Source organism: Nodularia sp. LEGE 04288 (genome assembly GCF_963896525.1).
Classification (GTDB): domain Bacteria; phylum Cyanobacteriota; class Cyanobacteriia; order Cyanobacteriales; family Nostocaceae; genus Nodularia.
In genome coordinates, this window is record NZ_CAWQOY010000094.1 from 87,537 (window position 1) to 106,172 (window position 18,636).

The 18,636-nt window shown below is 41.6% G+C and carries 16 protein-coding genes; 2 read left to right on the forward strand and 14 right to left on the reverse strand.

Features of this window, described 5'->3' with window-relative positions; all coding sequences use genetic code 11:
- The first annotated feature begins 112 nt into the window (after positions 1-112).
- Both AACX33_RS07415 and AACX33_RS07420 read left to right on the forward strand, forming a co-directional pair.
- Positions 113-3,247: a GAF domain-containing hybrid sensor histidine kinase/response regulator gene (locus tag AACX33_RS07415; RefSeq protein WP_193997754.1), complete on the forward strand. Its 3,135-nt coding sequence runs from the start codon at positions 113-115 to the stop codon at positions 3,245-3,247.
- A 19-nt stretch (positions 3,248-3,266) separates the two neighbouring features.
- Positions 3,267-4,547 carry a hybrid sensor histidine kinase/response regulator gene (locus AACX33_RS07420; RefSeq protein WP_193997753.1) on the forward strand — a complete coding sequence of 427 codons (1,281 nt, stop codon included), beginning with the start codon at positions 3,267-3,269 and terminating at the stop codon, positions 4,545-4,547.
- Positions 4,548-4,560: 13 nt separating this feature from the next.
- Here AACX33_RS07420 and AACX33_RS07425 read toward each other — a convergent pair whose 3' ends face one another.
- The 14 genes from AACX33_RS07425 to AACX33_RS07490 all read right to left on the reverse strand — a co-directional run bounded on the left by AACX33_RS07425 (position 4,561) and on the right by AACX33_RS07490 (position 18,574).
- Positions 4,561-5,982 (reverse strand): ATP-binding protein, encoded by a 1,422-nt coding sequence (locus AACX33_RS07425; RefSeq protein WP_193997752.1) that lies wholly within the window; start codon positions 5,980-5,982, stop codon positions 4,561-4,563.
- Positions 5,979-6,698 (reverse strand): DUF4079 domain-containing protein, encoded by a 720-nt coding sequence (locus AACX33_RS07430; RefSeq protein WP_193997751.1) that lies wholly within the window; start codon positions 6,696-6,698, stop codon positions 5,979-5,981. Before AACX33_RS07430 ends, AACX33_RS07425 begins: the two co-directional genes overlap by 4 nt.
- A gap of 159 nt (positions 6,699-6,857) precedes the next feature.
- Positions 6,858-7,307 (reverse strand): DM13 domain-containing protein, encoded by a 450-nt coding sequence (locus tag AACX33_RS07435; RefSeq protein WP_193997750.1) that lies wholly within the window; start codon positions 7,305-7,307, stop codon positions 6,858-6,860.
- Between the two features lie 366 nt (positions 7,308-7,673).
- Positions 7,674-9,293, reverse strand: a complete 1,620-nt coding sequence (locus AACX33_RS07440; protein WP_193997749.1) for a glycosyltransferase family 39 protein — start codon at positions 9,291-9,293, stop codon at positions 7,674-7,676.
- Positions 9,294-9,463: 170 nt separating this feature from the next.
- On the reverse strand, positions 9,464-10,384 hold the full coding sequence (locus AACX33_RS07445; RefSeq protein WP_193997748.1) for an NAD(+) kinase: 921 nt from the start codon (positions 10,382-10,384) through the stop codon (positions 9,464-9,466).
- Between the two features lie 7 nt (positions 10,385-10,391).
- Positions 10,392-10,697: an NADH-quinone oxidoreductase subunit NuoK gene (gene nuoK / locus AACX33_RS07450; RefSeq protein WP_006199065.1), complete on the reverse strand. Its 306-nt coding sequence runs from the start codon at positions 10,695-10,697 to the stop codon at positions 10,392-10,394.
- A gap of 103 nt (positions 10,698-10,800) precedes the next feature.
- Positions 10,801-11,415 carry an NADH-quinone oxidoreductase subunit J gene (locus AACX33_RS07455; RefSeq protein ID WP_193997747.1) on the reverse strand — a complete coding sequence of 205 codons (615 nt, stop codon included), beginning with the start codon at positions 11,413-11,415 and terminating at the stop codon, positions 10,801-10,803.
- Between the two features lie 156 nt (positions 11,416-11,571).
- Positions 11,572-12,165 carry an NAD(P)H-quinone oxidoreductase subunit I gene (gene ndhI / locus AACX33_RS07460; RefSeq protein WP_193998029.1) on the reverse strand — a complete coding sequence of 198 codons (594 nt, stop codon included), beginning with the start codon at positions 12,163-12,165 and terminating at the stop codon, positions 11,572-11,574.
- A gap of 79 nt (positions 12,166-12,244) precedes the next feature.
- On the reverse strand, positions 12,245-13,363 hold the full coding sequence (nuoH, locus tag AACX33_RS07465; protein ID WP_193997746.1) for an NADH-quinone oxidoreductase subunit NuoH: 1,119 nt from the start codon (positions 13,361-13,363) through the stop codon (positions 12,245-12,247).
- Between the two features lie 566 nt (positions 13,364-13,929).
- Positions 13,930-15,066, reverse strand: a complete 1,137-nt coding sequence (locus AACX33_RS07470) for a citrate synthase (RefSeq protein ID WP_193998028.1) — start codon at positions 15,064-15,066, stop codon at positions 13,930-13,932.
- Positions 15,067-15,202: 136 nt separating this feature from the next.
- Entirely contained in the window at positions 15,203-15,700 is a 498-nt protein-coding gene (gene sixA, locus AACX33_RS07475) for a phosphohistidine phosphatase SixA (protein ID WP_193997745.1), read from the reverse strand.
- 78 nt (positions 15,701-15,778) lie between these two features.
- Positions 15,779-16,039, reverse strand: coding sequence for a hypothetical protein (locus AACX33_RS07480; protein WP_227788665.1), 261 nt, complete (start codon positions 16,037-16,039; stop codon positions 15,779-15,781).
- Positions 16,040-16,228: 189 nt separating this feature from the next.
- Positions 16,229-17,515 (reverse strand): DHH family phosphoesterase, encoded by a 1,287-nt coding sequence (locus tag AACX33_RS07485; protein WP_193997744.1) that lies wholly within the window; start codon positions 17,513-17,515, stop codon positions 16,229-16,231.
- Positions 17,516-18,076: 561 nt separating this feature from the next.
- On the reverse strand, positions 18,077-18,574 hold the full coding sequence (locus tag AACX33_RS07490; RefSeq protein ID WP_193997743.1) for an HNH endonuclease: 498 nt from the start codon (positions 18,572-18,574) through the stop codon (positions 18,077-18,079).
- Positions 18,575-18,636 lie beyond the last annotated feature (62 nt).

Sequence of the window (18,636 nt, forward strand, 5' to 3'; positions counted from 1 at the left end):
ATTACAAAATAAATTAGGAGAATTTTGCGATCATAGCCTATTTTACGGCAAATACTGCCATATTTATCGAAAATAAACAGTCTAATTAATTGTGAATCTTAAAATTTAAAGTATGCAAGTATTATCGGAATTATTTGATAATTTTTTATCTTCTCGGAATTATATACCGCATGGACATTGCTATCTTTGGCAAAAGCCTCTGGTGGCGTTACATCTGATTAGTGATGCACTGATAGCGATCGCCTATTTCTCGATTCCCGTCATGCTGATCTACTTTGTCCGTAAGCGCGGAGATATGCCCTTCTCCAACGTATTTGTTTTATTTGGGGGATTTATTATCCTCTGTGGCACAGGACACCTGCTGGATATTTGGACGTTGTGGCATCCAGATTACTGGGTATCAGGCATTGTCCGAGCCATCACGGCTTTCGTGTCTTGTTATACCGCATTACAACTGAAGGAACTTTTACCGCAATTTCTGGCATTGCGATCGCCAGAACAGCTAGAAGCCATCAACCAAGAACTAGAAAAGCAAATCGCCAAACGAAAACGCACAGAAGAAACCCTGGAAATGATTGTTGCTGGTACGGCTTCTGTGACTGGCAATGATTTCTTTCCCGCCTTGGTGCAGAATCTCGCCACAGCATTGGGTGTCAGTTATGCCTTCGTGTTTAAAACCATTGACAATTCTTTACAAAAAGTCCAGAGTATTAATTTTTGGCACAAAGATCGTCTGGGAGAGAACTTTGAATATGAACTAATTAACACTCCCTGCCAAAATGTAGTTCAAAAAAATATGTTCTGTGCTTATCCCAATGGATTGCAAGACATTTTCCTCAATAACCCATTGCTAGAGCAGTTAGGCGCAGTCAGTTATATCGGGGTTCCCTTATTGAATATTGATCACAAAGTCATCGGTAACCTGTGTATTGTCGATGTCAAACCCCTAGAAATTAGCGATCGCATCAAAACACTTTTACAAGTTTTTGCGGCCAGGGCTTCCGCCGAACTGCAACGCAAATGGGCAGAAGAAGACAAAAACCGCGCTTACGAGGAACTAGAATTCCGAGTGGAAAAGCGCACAGTTGAACTTGTGCAAGTTAATCACACCCTAGAACTGGAAATTCAAGAACGAATTACCACAGAAACAGCAATGAGGGTAATGGCAGAGCGAGAAAAAGCCACCAGCCATATCATCCAGCAAATGCGTCAAAGTTTGAATCTGGAATCGATTTTCCAGGCTACCACTGCCGAATTACGCCAAGCTGTAAATTGCGATCGCGTCTTGATTTATCGCTTTCAACCCGATTGGAGTGGCGAATTAGTCGCCGAATCAGTTTCTCAACCTTGGTATTCTGTGCTTTCCGCACAAGGCAGAAATCCTAAACTCACCGAGATTTCTGTAGATCAAAACAACTGTGTAATTACTCAACTGACTGATTCAGGAATCTTAATCCGCGATACCTATTTGCAAGACAACGCCGGCGGTATATATCACCAAGAAAATAGCTATTGTTGTGTTAATGACATTTACAAAGCCGGATTTGATACCTGTTATCTCGAACTTTTAGAACAATTACAGGCACGGGCTTATATTATTGCTCCCATTTTTTGTGGTACTCAACTTTGGGGCTTGTTGGCAGTTTACCAAAACGGCAGCCCCCGACAATGGCAAAACTCAGAAATTCAGATTGTTACCCAAATTAGCAGTCAACTTGGGGTAGCAGTGCAACAGGCAGAATTATTTGCCCAAACCCAGAAACAAGCAGAGGAACTCAAACTAGCTAAAGAAGCCGCTGATGCCGCTAGTCTAGCCAAAAGTGAGTTTCTGGCAAATATGAGCCATGAACTGCGGACTCCACTCAACGCCATTTTGGGTTTTACCCAGTTGATGCAGCGAGATCACACCTTGTCCTCTGAACATCAAAGATATACAGAAATCGTTAACCAAAGTGGTGAACATCTGCTGGGGTTAATTAATGATGTCCTGGAGATGTCCAAGATTGAAGCAGGACGGATGACTTTATCGGCAGTAGAATTTAACCTACATAACTTACTGCATAGTTTGGCAGCCATGCTGCAACCGAAAGCCGAATCTAAAGGCATAAAACTAATTTTTGATTGTGATCCAACTGTACCTGAGTACATCAAAACTGATGAGAACAAACTGCGTCAGATCCTGATCAATTTGTTGGGTAATGCCATCAAGTTTACGGAAAAAGGACAGGTAACTCTGCGAGCTAAGTGTGATCAATTAGCTGGGGAAGTAGAAGAAACTACTAACTCAGTATCCCCCATGCCATATCAATTATTTTTTGAAATAGAAGATTCTGGTACTGGGATAGGCCCAGAGGAAATAGGGAATTTATTTCAAGCTTTTCAGCAAACACGCTCTGGACGGCTATCGCAGGAAGGAACAGGTTTAGGATTGCGAATTAGTCAAAAATTTGTGCAATTAATGGGAGGTGAAATTACTGTTGAAAGTGAATTAGGTCAAGGCAGTTGTTTCAGGTTTCATATCCAGGCTGATTTGCCGGAAGCCATTGCTATTGCCCAATTATCTTCTCCCATTCTGGATGCAGTCACGATTGCCCCAGGACAAACAACTTATCGCATTTTGATTGCTGAAGATAATCATCCTAATCGTTTACTATTGAGTAATATCTTGAACCGTTTAGGTTTCGCCGTACAGCAAGCAGAAAACGGAGAACAGGCGATCGCACTTTGGCAAGAATGGCAACCTCACCTGATTTTTATGGATATGCGGATGCCAATTCTAGATGGTTATCAAGCAGCTAGGCAGATTCGGAATTTAGCACAAGCATTAAACAATAAAAATGGGCAAATTTACCCCGCGACAAAAATCATCGCCCTCACAGCCAGCGCTTTTACAGAACAGAAACAAGAAAGTTTAGATGCAGGTTGTGATGATTTTGTCAGCAAACCATTTCGTTGGGAAGAAATTTTAGAAGTCCTTAATAAACATCTACAGGTAGAATACGTATATGAAAAAACTGCGGTAAGTTTGATTTCTCCATCAGCCGATTTTGTTCTTGATTCTGCGGCATTAGCTATGATGCCAGTCAGTTGGATTTCTCAATTACACATGGCTGCTGCCCAAGGTAACGATAGCAGTAGTCTCCATCTCCTGACTCAAATTCCTTCGGAACACACAGCCTTAATTAAAACTTTAACTCAATTAATTGAAACCTATCAGTTTGATAAAATAATCGCCCTCACTCAATAAATTAATTTTCGATTAAATCATGGATATGTATGCAGAAGATCAAGTATTTGTCGCTGACATCTTGATTGTTGACGATAAATTAGAAAATATTCGGTTTTTATCTGATTTTTTATCTAAACACAATTATCAAGTCCGCAAAGCTATTAATGGACAGGCAGCATTAACATCTGTGAAGTCACTGCCACCTGACTTAATAATTTTAGACATTAATATGCCAGGCATGGGAGGATATGAAGTTTGTCAACGCCTGAAGAATGATCCAGAAACTTCGATAATTCCTGTGATTTTTTTGAGTGCCGGTAATGAAGTTAAGGATAAAATTTTAGCCTTTGAAGCCGGAGGAATTGACTACATTACTAAACCATTTAATTTAGAAGAGATATTGGTGAGAGTGCAAACTCAGTTAAAGGTGCAACAATTACAAAAAAACTTACGCGATCGCAATCAGGAGATCCAAACTATGCTCCTAGAATTACAAAAAACTGAAGCTGCACTTATTCAAAAAGAAAAGCTCGTTAATGCCTCTCAAATTACCGCCGGAATTTCTCATGAAATTAACAACCCACTCAGTTTTATTGTGGGTAACCTCAAACCTGCATCTGAATATAGTGAAAACCTGATTACCCTGGTGGCACTTTATCAAAAAGCATTTCCAGATGCCACTCCCGAAATTAAAAATTTTATTGAATATATTGAATTAGATTTTTTAGTTACAGATTTCAGAAGAGTTATTAACTCTCTTCATACGGGAGCCGAACGGATTCGTTCTGTGATCAATGCTATGCATATTTTTTCCCGTCTTGATGAATCAGGCATCAAACCCATAAATATTCAAGAAAGCATGGAAAGTGTCCTGATTATACTACGTCATCAACTTGTTTTAGATGACGGAGCCGTCAAGATTTCAGTTGTGAAAAATTATCAAGATACGCCAAAACTGATTGGACAAGGAAATCTTTTAAATCAAGCTCTGCTCAATATTTTCCAAAATGCTATTCAGGCGCTAGAATCAAAAATCAGTTCAGTTATTGACAGTTCATTTCACCCGACAATCTGGATCAATCTATCCACAACAGAACAACAGCAAATCAGAATTAGTATTAAAGACAATGGAATCGGAATTTCACCAGAGAATGTATCTCATTTATTTGAGCCGTTTTTTACGACAAAATCACCAGGAAAAGGAGTGGGATTAGGTTTATTTACCAGCTATCAAATCATCACGGAATTTCACAAAGGGACTTTAACTCACCATGCTTGTCCTGAAGGCGGTTCAGAATTTATTATTGAAATTCCTTAAACTATCCTCACAGTTAGTCGCAGGGTAAATTAATTGTAAACATACTTCCTTCTCCCAAGCGCGATCGCACTGTGACATTACCACCCATCCCTTCTACAAGTGTTTTGACAATTGATAACCCCAAGCCACATCCCCCAGTGGAAAGTGTCCGAGCTTCATCTATGCGATAAAAGCGTTCAAATATTCGTGTTTGCTGCTGTAATGGTATGCCATAACCTTGGTCGCAAACTTGAATAATTACCTCTGCTTTTTGCCGATCCAACTTCACAATTACAGGTGTGTCAGCTTCAGAATATTTAACAGCATTATCAATTAAATTCAATAATACTTGTTTAAGACGATTGTAGTCTGCTTTGACCTCTATATGCTCAATTATAGCATCAATTTGAATTTGGCGATCGCTATATTTCTCTGCCATCCCCACAACCTCTATTACTAAATCATTGAGTACGCATGGTTCCCGAATAAACTGTAAATAACCACTATCCGCTCTGGCTAAATCCAGCAAATCTTCTAACAAGCGGATGGTGTATTCTGCTTCCGTCGCCGCAGTTTCTAAAGCTTCTATTTGGGTTGGAGTTAAATTATTCTGCCGCCGTAATACACTTTGTAAGTAACCTTGTACAATTGTTAACGGTGTCCTTAATTCATGGGAAACATTACTCACAAATTGTTTTTCTTGTTCCCAAGATTGGGAGAGGCGAGATAACATCATATTGCAGGTTTGGGCTAACTCTTTAACTTCGCTAGGTGCATTATCTAAATAAAGTTGCGCTTGTCCTACATCTTCAATAGAAATAAGTTCTGTCATCCGACTTAACTGGCGCAGAGGTTGCAGAGAACGCTGAATATATAAGGCGATCGCCCCAGAAATTGCTGCAATCACAAAAACACTACCAATTCCCAAACTCCGCACAATTACCAAAAACATTGTATGTTCGTAGGTAACATCCCGGACTACAAATAAATTCCCTAATGTTTTACCCTCTACTGGTAACGCAGCACCGCACACAATAAAATAGTATTGCTTAACTTGATTTATTTGGGGTTGAAATGATTTCTCTTGTAATAACATTAACTCATTTGCTGCCCCATCAGATAACTGATTCCAATTTTGAGATTTTGCCAAAACTTTATTCTCAGGACTTTTGATCCACAAAAATGTATTAGTACTTGTCAAGTTATCAATTGCCTTTTGCAAACCCACCTCTGAGGGCAACATTTCACTATAAAGTTGCACATCTTTTGGTAAGCGTTTAGCAATTCTGGCAATATTATGTTTATGACTATTTACTAAAATTTCCTTCATTTTCCAACTCGTCCAAGCCGCTAACATCCCTAATCCCAAAGCTGAAAGTACAGCAATGCCAACGGTGAGACGGACTTGTAACGAATGAAGATCAATTCTGGAAAAAACTTGGCTAATTTGCTTCACTGTGGTGTTTCTTCATTTGGTGTCGGACAGATTTGATTAGCAAGATCACACTGATAAATATAGGGTTCTTGCCAACTTAGAGGAATTTCCAATAAATCTCGCGTTCCTGTCATCCCTTGTCCAATAAATAGTAATAAAGCAACGCAGTTTAATATAATGTGAACCAGCCGCCACCGATTAGACCTATCTTGATAAATATCTTGCACAATGGCGATAGAAAATATCATCAGCAATGAGGCAGCAATGCCAATATAGTAATGTGACCAATACCACTCATTTGTCCGGCGAAATACTCCATCCTGGCAACCAAGAATCACTAAACCTGCACCAGTTAAACTCGCAAAAATTCCCCGCCATAGCCTTTGCTTTGCCCGATAAAGTAATCCTAAAGAGGCAATAGTTAAAATGAACATTAGCACAATAAATACGACTGAGAACAGTGACTGATTCCATAATTGATTTTTAATCATATTTTTGCCGATTGGGTGGGCTAATCCTATTAAAGATAACCCCACAACTGCACTTGTTAACCAGTCTCCAAATTCCTGATGTTCTTTACCAACTACAGGCGGAATTTTGCTCTTATTTCCCGCCAAATTTTGTAAACGACGCTGGCGGGTTTGCCAAGCAAAGTTAACTACAATTCCAATTAACGGAAAAACAAAAATAATCGCCATCGCTGGATGTATCAGACGCAAAAAATCTGCTGTTTGCATAAGACAAATTTCTAAATTATGGGTAATTTAACCAGAAAAATCAAAAATACAGCGATTTTGATTGCAACAATACACAGATTTATCTGTGCTTTCTTACTTCTATGGCTACGCCACGCAATTGCAAAATGCTGTATTTGTTTTACCTTTTACTTTTGACCTTTATAAAACAGCATAGCCAAAAGTAGCATTAAATTGGCGACACCATATCGCCACAGATTTGAAGTCTGCCAAATTCACATTATCAGGTAAAGCGTAACGTTGAGTACCATTGATCTTTTGCAGCGCCGCAATACTCACATAGTCTTTTTCTTGAATCCCAGACACTGGTGGTACTGACGAACGATGCAAAATCACAAATAAGTCGGGGCCATGATCAGTTTTGAAACTTTGATCAAACTCCAGGTAGCGTTTACCCGCTTCAGTGATTACACTGACTTTTCCCTGAGTGGGATGTTCCGCCGCCTGAAAATTTCCAGACTTAGCAACTGAACTAGCTACGGTTGTTGCAGTTGACGTTGGAGTATCTGCTTCATTGGAAGTTACCTCTGTGGCACAGCCTACGGTAATCATGGCAACTATACCCACAATTATTAAATGCTTGAACTTCATCGCTTTCATATCCTCAAATTTATGTCTAAGGATAATTTAAGGCTACATCTGATGATCAGAATTAATTTAAGCTGAGAATTTGCTGAAAATTTATGTTAGTGATTCTTAGCTGGTTTTAAATAAATCAACAAGTAATTAGGGACTTCCAAGGAATAAAATCCCCAATTTGTAGGGTGGGTTAGGACGATAGTCCGTAACCCACCATTATCCTTAAGTTTATGGTGGGTTACGCGCCCGCTTTCCCCGACTACAATTTTTGGGTAATTAATGTTTTGGTGTTCCCTTATGCGACAAAATATTATGGCGCTCCTAAAACGTACAGCAGTTATTAGGGTAATCTCAATATTCCCATGATATTTTTTCACACTAAATGGGAGGATTAACTAACTTCCACAGCAAGTAATAATTGTTGCTATAAACCAGATTAGTTGTAGATTTATATCTCGTTTCTAGTTCTCCCCGCCAAATATCTGAAGGATTGAGTAAAAAAATATCAGTAAAACCAGTAGGGATGTCAGGAATATCTTGACCCTGTACTAATTGAAATCGGACTTTTGGCTGTACAATATAGCTCAGAGAAAAGACATTTCCATAATTAATTCCCTGAGAATCACTAATTACAAGTGGGCTTTCAGCCTGATTAATAATATTAGCAATTTGGGGATTTCCATAGCTAATTCCCTTATTCCACCAGGTTTCAGCTTCGTAACTTACTCTAGAAGACACCAACCCACAAACAACTATCAATACCAAAATCATTTGCCAGATTCTGCGGCGCAATACAATTCCATTATATATTTGCGTAGCTAGCAGATAAGCCACAGCAATTTGAACTCCTAAATATCCAGGTATTAAATATAAGTTTGAATTAAAGAATATGCCTCCAAAAAATAAGTTAGGCAGCATTTTAGGTATGACTGGTACTATCATCAATATCAGCAGAAAAAACCATGTTTTGTAATTAGTTGTTCGACAGAGAAAATAAATTGCATATCCCACTAGAGTTAAGAAAATTAATGCAATTGAATAGCCCAGGGGATTTTCTAAACTAAAGTTTAAATCAAAAAAAATCCGGCTTACCTGCATTAACCACACTGAAATTAAAGGCATCAGGGATGTCTCGTTTTTAATCACATCTGCTGAGATCAGAAACTCAAAGAAATTGGCTACCACGATCATCATCCAAGGCATGAAGGCTAAAAATCCCAGAGATGAAGCTATCAAATAAGCTCTAACTGTTTCAGTTAGTTGAAATCGGGTAGTTGTAATCACATAAATCCCATGAGCAACAGCGATAAAGATACTCCACAAACTTGTATATAAACTAAGTATCAAAGTTACTACATAAATTCCCCAGGTAGCAAAACGGTCGGGAATTTGCTGTCCTTGTGCTAATTCATGATGCTCTTTTGATTCCAGCCGCATAGCTCGCAACAGTGCTGCGCTGCATAGTATGATCGTGACTAACCATAGAATATCTGCTCGTGCTTCTTGAGCGTAAAGCACATGAATAGGGGAGATTGCCATCAAAGCGATCGCTAACCAAGGTACTGATAATGGTACATTAAATAATTCTCGGCATAGCCAGTAAATACACGGGAAAACTAACAGGCTGATCAAGCCAGATAAACTTCTAATTACGGTGATTGAATTCCCAAATATTTGCACCCATAATCTAGCGATTAAATAATAAAGCGGTGGATATTGCGGGTCTTCTGTAGCCAGAGACATAATTGTGTCACTGAAGCCTTTTTCTAAATTAGGACGTTGAAACTTAGCAAAACTTTCTTGACTAATGACCCGACCGTTGAATATTTGCTGCTTGACATCATCTACTGTGTAGCCAGAAATTCGCAATGATGTATAAGTTTCATCATGGGAATAAACTTTACCTTCAAGATTAACAAAGCGAAATAATATCCCCATTGCCAATAAGAAGATAATAGAAAACCGCAACCAACTCGGAACAAGAATGAGGTTCCGCATAATTAGGTTTCTGATAAAGTGCTTTAAAATCTCCTAATCAAATTAATGTATCGGCTCAAAACTGAAACTTCCCCACAGCCACAACTGCTGAAAAACCCCCGAAAATATCCGGGGGCTGGTATATTTCACAGACAACTTGCAGCAAAAGCGCTCGGTAGACACCTGATAAATCAATTACGGTGATTATTACTGTAGCGAACCCTTGTACCTGCCCAAAGCAGCTTCTCACGCAGTGTCTGATAATATGAATTGTTCTCTCGCAAAATAATAAACTTCGCCCGACAATCAGCCATCCGCACATCAACGCGATGTCCTGGCCAAATCGACGTAGATAAAACCCCATCCATCCACAGCTTTGTACTCAAATCATAGTCTCCCAAAGGCCAGATGCTGACCACAGAACCAGGAGGTAAAACTAGAGGGCGACTAGAAAGACTCATGGGACAAATGGGAGTGATGGTAACCGCCTCCATACCATCGTGGATAATGGGGCCATTAGCAGAAACGGTGTAACCAGTAGAACCAGTGGGAGTGGAAATAATCAAACCATCCCCCACATATTGATCGATTACTTCACTATCAATTTCCATTTCCAGAATTGAAGTGATCATGCGGTCAGCAGAAGCGGGTTTCACACAAAATTCGTTCAAAGCAAGGTATAGCTCAGTCACAGGTTCCAAATTCGTGCGATGACCCTCATACACTGCCGCTTGTAGCATCATCCGCCTCTGGATGGCATAGCGATCCTCAAATAGCCGATCCCAAATTTTCTCTGTATCTTCAAACTCATCTACAGACTCGGTTAAAAAGCCCAGATGACCGCCAATATTTACACCCAGAATGGGTATACCAGCAGGGGCTAAATGTCTGGCACTTGTTAAAACAGTACCATCACCACCGAGTACCAAAGCCAAATCAATGGGTTGAGTTGCAGAAGCCAAAAACACCGGATAAGGGTTATCTTTTGGACCACTAGGCCCCATTAACACCTGACAATGGCGGTTTTCTAGTTGTTTAGCACAGAGTTCTGCCCAGCGTTTACTCTGGGAATCTCGTGCTTTATAAGCAATGATTACCTGCTTGAGTTGCACGCAAAATTTACCACTTCAGGAGATTAAACTGCTCCATATCGACGGTATCGCGGTTGCGATAAATGGCCAGCACAATGGCTAAACCCACCGCCGCTTCAGCAGCTGCCACGGTAATCACAAACACGGTGAATACCTGACCCTTAATTAAAGTTGAATCGAGAAAGTTGGAAAATGCCATTAAATTCAGATTAACAGCATTCAGCAGTAACTCAATTGACATCAACACCCGCACGGCGTTACGACTGGTAATTAAACCATAGATGCCAATGCAAAACAAAGCTGCGGCTAGTAATAAAAAGTACTGGAGTTGCATGGATTCTCGTATCCCTTCTGTTAGCTTGCGTGGCATAGCCATCAAAAATCTGGCTTTTTAATTGCGATCGCTTGCGTAGCGCAGCCACATAATATCGCAAATTTTACTCTTTGGTTTCGCTGCCCGCCGATACCAAGTCTCTGGGGCGTTCTGGCAAAGTCAAAACACTTTGTTGCAACTCTGATACTGTCGGTTGTTCAGGCAAATACTCGCGACGTGCCAAAATAATCGCTCCCACCATCGCTATCAGCAACAATATTGAAGCCAGTTCAAAAGGCAGTAAAAAGTCAGTGAAGAAATGCTCACCAATCACAACTATAGAACTTTCCGGAGCTACAAGAGCAGGTGTTGAGTATGCCCAAGGAGTCCCCAATACCATCACACTCAACAGGCCAAATAATCCCAGACTGACTACTGCTGTGAGGACTTTCCGCAGCCCAGCACTGGGAAATGGCGCAAAATCTTCCCGCTTGTTCACCAACATAATGGCAAACAGAATTAGCACGTTAACCGCCCCAACATAAACCAGCACCTGTGCAGCTGCTACAAAGTCACCATTCAGCAACAGGTAAATTCCCGCCATGCTGATAAACACGCCCCCCAGCATAAAGGCAGAATAGACAACGTTAGAGAACAGCACTACTCCTAAAGCTGCCCCAATCATCATCGCGCCTAGTATGCATAAGGAAACAAACTGTACTCCTTCGGCTAGATTCACTTTTTCCGATCCTTTTTGATTTCCAATAAATCGTAACTGGTAATCGGTAATCACGATTACCCACTAGCACCGCCAGGCGGAAGTCAAAAGTCAAAAGTCAAAAGTTTATATCATCGGCTTTTGATTGATTTGAAGTCCAAATTCCGCTTTGCGGCGCTAGGCATTTGTTTTTTCTGTTTGTTCTAGCAGGTCTTCTGGATGAGAACCAGCACGAGGCGCATCAGCAGGTAGTCCGTGAGGTTCCATCACACCCTTGGGCAAGTAAGCTAGTTCACGCAGTGGTGTAACCATTGGGTCATTTGTGACTTTGTAAGGCAGACGACCTAGAGCTACGTTGTCAAAGTTTAATTCATGGCGATCGTAAGTGGATAGTTCATACTCTTCTGTCATTGATAGACAGTTCGTTGGGCAGTATTCCACACAGTTGCCGCAGAAGATACAAACTCCAAAGTCAATACTGTAGTGTTTGAGCTTTTTCTTTTTGTTAGCTTTCTCAAATTCCCAATCCACTACAGGCAGATTGATCGGACAAACCCGAACACAGACTTCACAGGCAATACATTTATCAAACTCAAAGTGAATCCTGCCGCGAAACCGTTCACCAGGAATCAGTTTTTCGTAAGGATACTGTACGGTAACTGGGCGACGCTGCATATGGTCGAAAGTTACAGCTAACCCTTGACCAATGTAACGTCCGGCTTGTACTGCTTCTTTGGCGTAATCACCAACTTGTTTGAGGAACTTGAGCATTTTTAGTGTTTTTCTCTCTCTGTTCAATTCAGGATCTGGGATTTGAGATTTCAGATTCAATCTAAAATCTCAAATTGGTTTATCCACCAAAGGCGAAGGGAAAGGCAAGTTTCAGTGCTGCGGTGACTAGAAGATTAACCAAAGCAAGTGGCAACAAAAACTTCCATCCTAAATCTAGCAATTGGTCAATCCGCACCCGTGGTACTGTCCAACGCAACAAGATGGCGATAAACACTAGCAAATAAGCTTTGATTAGGGTCATGACAATACCCAAAGAAGCCGTTGCTACCTGCAAGACGGGATTGAATTCACTAACTCCCAACCAATTCGCTATGACGTTAACGGGAATGGGAAAATCCCAACCACCCAGGTATAAAACTGCTACCAATAGAGCAGAAAGCACTAGGTTGACATAGGAACTGAGGTAAAATAGCGCGAATTTCATCCCAGAGTATTCGGTCTGATAACCTGCGACGATTTCTTCTTCCGCTTCGGGGAGGTCAAAGGGTAAGCGTTCGCATTCCGCCAGGGCTGCTATCCAAAAAATTAAGAACCCTACTGGTTGCCGCCAAATGTTCCAACCGAGGATACCATAGCCAGATTGCTGGTTAACAATATCAATGGTGCTGAGACTGTTAGACATCATGACGACGGCTAATACACTCAACGATAGGGGAATTTCGTAGCTAATAGACTGAGCCGCAGCCCGTAAGCCACCTATGAGGGAATATTTGTTATTTGATGCGTAACCAGCCATTAACAACCCAATGGGAGCAATGCTAGAAAACGCAATCCACAGGAATATTCCCATGCCCACGTTTGTAATCACAATATTCTGTCCAAAGGGGACAATCAAATAGGACAGAAATACTGGCAGTACGACTAAAATGGGGCCAATGGTAAATAGCCAAGCATCAGCTTTTGCTGGTACGATGTCTTCTTTAAATACCAGCTTCAAACCATCGGCGACTGGAGCTAGTAAGCCAAAAGGTCCAATAAATTCTGGGCCAATGCGCTGCTGTACTGATGCCGAAATCTTCCGTTCTAACCAAACACAGACTAGTACCCCCACTGTTGCTCCAATGAGCATCAGTATCATTGGCAAGGGCATCCAAATGGCTTTAGCTGTCCCTGCCGGTATGCCTAAATCCATGACGGATTGAATAAACGTTCCTTGGAGGTCAATTCCTGAGTTCATGTTTCTGCTCTTTAAGTCAACTGAAGTATGAAGTATGAAGTGTGAAGTTATAAAGTATAAAATTCGGCTCCTTCATCCTTCATCCTTTTATGCTGTGATGAAGACGATTGATAGCTTGCGTGACGTAGCCATAGATTTTTGCCAATTCCCATGCCTAGTATATCGTCTGATGGTTTTCAGCCCTTGAAGCTATACAAGAACTTCTACTTATGGTCAGCATTGGGATTTCTTTTGCTGGGCGAGATGGGGAGATGACTGGGACAAAGCTTCTACTCCGCCCCAGATCAAGCCTCCTAGAAGCGGCGCACTGAGCTTGCCGAAGTGGACGGGGCTTGATACCCATGTTCCGCTTCTCTACGAGACGCACTCGCGTTCGCTCCACAGCAAGGGGGAAGGGCTTTCTCCCCCTGCTCCCTGCCCCCTTCCCCCCTGCTTCTTCGGTCATTAGGGGGCATATTTGCTCCTTGCTTCTGTTCCCAGAACCGCCACCTCCGCCTCACAAAACAAGACAAAGCTCCGCCGACCTGATGGCAACGGTTTAGTCTGACTAATAATCAAGCTACCAGTTAACGTTGGTCGATGGGGAGATAAGTAACCTCATGCTTACCGTTGTAAATCTGGGTAGGTCGAAATATGCGGTTTTCTGCGAGTTGTTCTTTCCAGTGAGCTAGCCAACCTGCAACACGGGCGATCGCAAATATTGGTGTAAATAAGTCTGTAGGAATCCCCATCTTCCTGTACACCAAACCCGAATAAAAGTCAACATTGGGATAAATCCCTTTGCCAGGAAGCTTTTCTGCCACTACCCGTTCCATTTCTAGGGCAATGTCATAGTACTTATCATGCCCAAATTTGGCAAACAATTGCTCTGCTAGGTTTTGCAAGACCGTAGCGCGTGGATCTTTGACTTTATAGACACGGTGTCCAAAGCCCATGATTTTGGCTTTGCGTTGCAGCAGGTTTTCTACATAGGGACGCACGTTTTCTACTGAGCCAATTTCTTCCAACATCTGAATCACTTCTTCGTTGGCTCCACCGTGTAGGGGACCTCCTAGAGTTCCTACGGCACTAGCAACCACAGCGTAAGGGTCAGTTAAGGTTGAAGCCGTTACCCTGGCGCTGAAGGTAGAGGCATTCATTGTATGCTCGACGTGAAGGATCAAGCAGATGTCAAAAATTTTGGCAGCCAAAGGATCTGGTTCTTGCTCGTTGAGCATATAGAGAAAGTTGGCGGCGTAGTCTAAGTCATCGCGAGGCCTTACGGGGTCGTTGCCTTTTCGCATCAATTGGAATGCCGCTACCATTGTGGGAATGGTTGCTAACAAGCGCACCACAGCATCCCGAATATAGACAGGATTGTGTAAATCCCGGAGCGAATAAAATAAGCCTAAAGCCGCAGCTGAGGCTTGCAGAGCATCCATCGGGTGACCGCTTTCTGGAAAGCATTTCATCATATCCCGAATACGATATTTTATCCGCCTGTGGTAACGAACCTCATGCTCAAACGCTGCCAACTCTTCCTTATTTGGCAGTTCACCCCAGATTAAGAGATAAGCAGTTTCCAGAAATGAACTTTTTTCTGCTAGTTCCTCAATCCGGATGCCACGATATTCTAGAATTCCCTTCTGCCCATCAACATGACTAATACTCGATTGGGCGGCGGGAATGCCTTCTAAACCAGGCTTGTATTCGCACACCATCATGGCAACACCATTTGCTTGTTGAAATATCTGATTGTGCAAGGCACACGCTCCGCGAACACGCTAACTTACCAGAAATTATTGTCGCTATAAGAGTAGCCGATGTCACAACACTTTGGTAAAAAATGTTGAAAAGCTCTTATAGCAGGTACTTGGGCGGTGTCAACCAAAACATTTGACTACGACCCAGAGGTGAACCTATTTCTGGTAGTTTTATCCCGATCATACCTGCTTTTTTCAAGACTAAACTGTCTTTGGCCTTACCCCAAAGCAGAATTTCTGCCCAATTGCTGAGACAAGGTTCATGTCCTATCAAGGCAATTTGGGCATTTTGGGGATAATTTCTGGATTCTAACCAGTATTTTAGCCAACTAGAAATATGACCATTAGGTGCAAGATGAAGAGATTCTTCCCATTGGGTACTGAGTCCGGCTGCTACGAGAATTTCTGCTGTTTGGCGGGCGCGTACTAAGGGACTGGTGACAATTACCTCAAACTGCAAACCCAGGTTTTTAATTCTCTGGGCAACTTTTTCGGTTTTTTGTCGTCCTTCTTGAGTAAGCGATCGCTCTTCATCTTTTTTAATGTCTGGTTGCTTCTCTTCAGCGATACCATGACGAATTAAGTATAATTCCATATTTTTAGTGCTGTTATAAATTGATGATATGTTTAAATCTTTAATAAATTAGAATATTCAGTCTCAATGACGGTTGAGTTAGTCATGGGAATTTGAGCATTCATGTTCTCGAATATTACGCACCCAAGCAGTGCTGTCAGTTAAATTTTGGCGATCGCTCCACATCCCAATGAAACTATAATTGATAAAATTATCTTCTGATGACTGCGAAGCAGGTTCAACTACTACATATCTTTGTCGCAAGAAAGCAATAAATTCTATGACTTGGCGCTGTGCTTCAGCAGGAAGGGATAAAAACTCATTCAATAATTCTGGCTGTGGTATTTTTATATTTCTCAAAGTAGAACTGATATGATTTATTTCACAGTAAGAGAGATATTGCTTTTTTGCTTAACTATGTATTTTTTAGTGAAAAATTAAATCCACCAGTAGGGGTTGACTAATGTTAAACCCCTACTGAATAAATATTGTCTTCAGGTTCGCTTTAACGGATGTTACTGAAAATTGCTTGTACTAAAAATCTAACGCCTACTCAGACTGAATGGGGTCATCTTGAGGATTGACCAATTTTAGGAGCTTTTGCTTGATTTGAGAATCATATACTTCCCATTTGATTTTGGCATAGGCAGAATTTTCGTTACTACCAGACAAGAAACCCATCGGAATTTCAAAACCGCCCGCCCCTGTACGTCCACCACCAAAAAATCGCCCTGTGTTATCTTGTCCAAAGGCTTCTTTGATAAACTCATCAGGGTCAAGGGTGAGTTTAGCGGTTCTGAGGGAGCCAATGACTACTTCTAGCTCGTCTTCGTCGTGAACAATACCGAAAACTACTGCGGTGTGGACGTTTTCTTCAGTCACCAGAAAATCAGCTGCTTGGGGAATAGCATCCCGGTCTTCGTAGCGGAGATAACCAACGCCAGCAATGGAAAAGTTATTCTGCACGATGCGGTTTTTTAGCGATCGCTCGATCACATCCATTACCCGCTTAGAACGATTTGCCTGTAAAATGGCGTTCAGCAGTTGAGCATCATAAAATCGGCTCAGATATGCTGCTGCCATGAAATCTTCTTCTTGGGCTTGCATCAGTCGATTGGTATCTGACCGCAACCCATGCATTAAAGCAGTAGCACATTTGACGTGTTGACTGATGCTGCTATCTAAGGCTAGTAAACCCGATTGCAAATACTGGGTGAAAATTGTGGAAGTTGCGCGCACATCAGGACGAACGTCAACAAACTCTGACTTGTGTTCCGCCTGTAAAGTATGATGGTCAATGACTGCAATAATGGGGATTCCAGCTTGCTGCACAGCCGTCATTAATTGACTTGTAGTTCCCTGGTTATCAATTAAGATACAACCTTGATAAGATGATAAGTCTTTAGTTTTCAGGACTTGCGATGTCCAGCGCTGGGCGGGTAATCCCGTCAGCTTTACTAAAGCAATATTTTCTTGATGACTCAGCGTACCAGCATAAATAATTTCGCATTTGATATCATATTGCTGAACAATTAACTGGTACGTCCAAGCACAAGACAGAGCATCAGGATCGGGAAAATCTTGGAGAATTACCAGATGACGCTCATGTCGGTGTGCTAAAAGCGTCTTTTGCAATTCTTCAGATTTCTGAAATGCCACGGAATTTCCCCGTTGACCTAAATATTTACCATTTTTGCCGCTGCCATTGGATGATGGTAAGGATGGTCTGGTGAGTGCAACTTCGACTGCTTCTTGGTCTATGTCAGCATCCTCTGCGCTAGATTCTGTGGTCAATAAAAAACTTTCTGATTGCTTCAAGGAAGAATTCAATTGCATAGGGGACATCTTGATAAGTGCGAGCCTCCATTGATTTGTGAAGAAATGATACAATCAACACGGAACTGTTTTAGAGACACATTCTGATCTTCGCAGAAATATAGGGTTGTTGGCATACTTATCTGGGTCTATTTTCTGTCAATCAAATTAGTGAGCAATCTGCTTAACTTCACAAAACTGCCTCCCGAAAGTGAAGACAAAGATTTCTGGTTTCAAATATGTCTTTTAACTAAAGTTGTTTGGTATTTTTAACGACCATAAGGTTTTATGAGTATATTCCTGATTTTACGGGAATATTTCCCACTGACTCAGTTATTTTACAATATTATGAGCTAGGATAGAAGGCTTGTACATCGGTTGTCTAAATAATTTGCCATCATGTTCGACCAGATGCCGCAAAACATCCGGGATTATCTGTAGGGCAAATTTATGGCAGCCAAAGTTGGGCTGTCACGGTCAAAATAACCTCTGGCTGATGCAGGGCTATTTTAACCAGCACAAAAATTTCACACCTATCACAGGTGATAATTCCTTTGGCTTTTCAGAACTATTCCTTCAGCGTCAAAGACCGATCACATATTTTTGCCACTCGTTATGCAGTCCGCTCTTGAGATGTTTGCTGACCTCAAAATAAAGACTACTATAAGGTTGGCGTGGAGGATGACGCAAAGGCATATGGGCTTCGTAGGGTGTGCGATTCCCTTTTTTGACATTGCAACGGACGCAAGCCGTAACGATGTTTTCCCAGGTATCACCCCCTCGGCGCGATCGCGGGATCACATGGTCCAATGTCAACTCATCACCGGTATAACCGCAGTATTGACAAGAGTGACTGTCACGGTGCAAGATATTTCGGCGAGTGAGAGGAATTTCTTTGTACGGCACGCGCACATAATGACGTAACCGAATCACAGTCGGTAACGGAAAATCTGTGTACAGGAACTTACCGTTATGCTCAATGCGTTCTGCTTTGCCTTTAATTAGCAGAATCGCAGCGCGACGCCAGCTCGTGATATTGAGCGGTTCGTAAGAGGCGTTTAGGACTAAAACCTTCCCCATTGGTTAGCGCTCGAGGTATTAGTTTTACATATATTAACACGAATCTACCCTTCTGGGGAGGT

What these genes read in the sequence shown, in the direction of transcription:
- AACX33_RS07430 (WP_193997751.1), bottom strand. Translation starts at nt 6,698, where the DNA reads ATGCAAACAGCAGATTTTTTGCGTCTGATACATCCAGCGATGGCGATT.
- AACX33_RS07470 (WP_193998028.1), bottom strand. Translation starts at nt 15,066, where the DNA reads ATGATGGTGTGCGAATACAAGCCTGGTTTAGAAGGCATTCCCGCCGCC.
- AACX33_RS07420 (WP_193997753.1), top strand. Translation starts at nt 3,267, where the DNA reads ATGGATATGTATGCAGAAGATCAAGTATTTGTCGCTGACATCTTGATT.
- nuoH (WP_193997746.1), bottom strand. Translation starts at nt 13,363, where the DNA reads ATGAACTCAGGAATTGACCTCCAAGGAACGTTTATTCAATCCGTCATG.
- AACX33_RS07415 (WP_193997754.1), top strand. Translation starts at nt 113, where the DNA reads ATGCAAGTATTATCGGAATTATTTGATAATTTTTTATCTTCTCGGAAT.
- AACX33_RS07440 (WP_193997749.1), bottom strand. Translation starts at nt 9,293, where the DNA reads ATGCGGAACCTCATTCTTGTTCCGAGTTGGTTGCGGTTTTCTATTATC.
- sixA (WP_193997745.1), bottom strand. Translation starts at nt 15,700, where the DNA reads ATGGAATTATACTTAATTCGTCATGGTATCGCTGAAGAGAAGCAACCA.
- AACX33_RS07485 (WP_193997744.1), bottom strand. Translation starts at nt 17,515, where the DNA reads ATGCAATTGAATTCTTCCTTGAAGCAATCAGAAAGTTTTTTATTGACC.
- nuoK (WP_006199065.1), bottom strand. Translation starts at nt 10,697, where the DNA reads ATGCAACTCCAGTACTTTTTATTACTAGCCGCAGCTTTGTTTTGCATT.
- AACX33_RS07435 (WP_193997750.1), bottom strand. Translation starts at nt 7,307, where the DNA reads ATGAAGTTCAAGCATTTAATAATTGTGGGTATAGTTGCCATGATTACC.
- AACX33_RS07490 (WP_193997743.1), bottom strand. Translation starts at nt 18,574, where the DNA reads ATGGGGAAGGTTTTAGTCCTAAACGCCTCTTACGAACCGCTCAATATC.
- ndhI (WP_193998029.1), bottom strand. Translation starts at nt 12,165, where the DNA reads ATGCTCAAGTTCCTCAAACAAGTTGGTGATTACGCCAAAGAAGCAGTA.